The sequence below is a fragment of the Micromonospora mangrovicola genome, from assembly GCF_047200535.1.
Lineage (GTDB): Bacteria > Actinomycetota > Actinomycetes > Mycobacteriales > Micromonosporaceae > Micromonospora.
In genome coordinates this window covers 1-1,556 of the sequence record NZ_JBJZOG010000224.1, presented here as the reverse complement: position 1 = coordinate 1,556, position 1,556 = coordinate 1, and the positions used below count along the sequence as shown (strand labels likewise).

The 1,556-nt window shown below is 68.6% G+C and carries 1 protein-coding gene; it reads right to left on the bottom strand.

The features are described from left to right. Positions 1-34: 34 nt before the first annotated feature. A protein-coding gene (locus ACL02O_RS34145) for an IS3 family transposase (protein WP_412822310.1) occupies positions 35-1,479 on the bottom strand; the annotation gives its coding sequence in 2 pieces (ribosomal slippage) (positions 35-1,110 and positions 1,110-1,479; 1,446 coding nt in all). Positions 1,480-1,556 lie beyond the last annotated feature (77 nt).

Genomic DNA, 1,556 nt, shown 5'->3' with positions numbered 1-1,556 from the left:
CGGAACTTGTCAAGGTCGGTGGGACCAGTGGGTGTTACGCCGCTTGGGGTAGCGGTTGATCGGTTGCCGGTTCGGGCGGGTTGATCCAGACGGCGTCGGGCAGGTGCAGCGATTTTGGTCTGGGCCGGCGGGAGAAGCGTTCGGGGTGGGCGGTCCAGGCGGTGTCGAGGGCCTGTTCGCGTTGCTTCTGCTGGGCGGCGGCGTGGCCGTAGTGGACGTCGGCGGGGGTGTGCAGGCCGATCCCGGCGTGGTGGTGTTCGTGGTTGTACCAGCCGAAGAACGTGTCGCAGAACGCGCGGGCGTCGGCCAGGGATCCGAAGCGTTCGGGGAACGTGGGGTGGTACTTCACGGTCTTGAACACGGCTTCGGAGAACGGGTTGTCGTTGCTGACCCGGGGTCGGGAGTGCGTGCGGGTGACGCGCAGGTCGGCCAGGAGTGTGGCGACGCGTGTGGAGGTCATGGAGGTGCCGCGGTCGGCGTGCACGACCTGCGGGACGCCGTGCAGGGTGATGATCTCGGTGATGAAGTCGTGGGCGATCTCGGCGCTCTCTCTGGCGGCGACGTGGTGCCCGACGATGTATCGCGACCAGATGTCGATCATGACGTAGGCGTCGTAGTAGACGCCCTTGGTCGGGCCGGGGAGCTTGGTGATGTCCCAGGTGAACACCTGCCCCGGCCCGGTCGCGGTCAGCTCCGGGCGGGCCCGGGTGGGGTGTCGGGCCTGGCGGCGCCGGTCGACGACCTGATCGTTGGTGCGCAGGATGCGGTAGAGGGTGGAGATCGAGGCCAGGTAGACGCCCTCGTCGAGCAGCGTCGCGAAGGCCTCGGTCGGGGTGGTGTCGACGAACCGATCGCTGTCAAGCACCGCCAAAACGTGAGCGCGTTCAGCGTCAGACAGTCGGTTCACCGGCGCCGGCCGCGACGCCGGCGCACGCCCATCCGGGGTGCGGGCGCGTCGGTGGGCGGTGCTGCGGGCGATCCCGGTCAACCGGGCCGCACTGCGGGTCGACGTCGCCGCAGCGAGCAATTGCGCGTGGGCGTCGGTCAGGGCTTGGTCGGCTTGGTGCCGGTGTCCGCGCTCTCGGAGATCTCGGCCAAGAGCGCGTGTGCTTTTCCCATGATGTCCAACGCCGCCTCAGTCCGGGCGATCTTCCGGTTCGCCAACTCCAACTCCCGGCGCAGCCGAGCGATCTCGGCCTGCTCCCCACTCGGGCGTCCGACGCTCTGGCCGGGCTTCTTCCCCTCGAGCAGGCCGGCATCACGGGCGCGGCGCCACTCACTCATCAACGACGAGTACAAGCCGTTACGGCGCAGATACCCGTTGCCATCGCCCTCGGCGACGGCCTGCTCATACTCGGCGAGCAGCCGCAGCTTCTCCGCTGGAGCGAACGACCGCCGCCGCGGCCGGTCCGCTCGAGGTCCTTCCGTCGCCATGGCCCCATCGTGCCCGACGGACAAGTCAGTGCTGGAAAGCGTCATCGAAGGAGAATCCATCCTCGCCCCGGGAGGGCTACTTGCTCTGAACCGCTGGTTTCACCCGACCCTGACACCCAGGG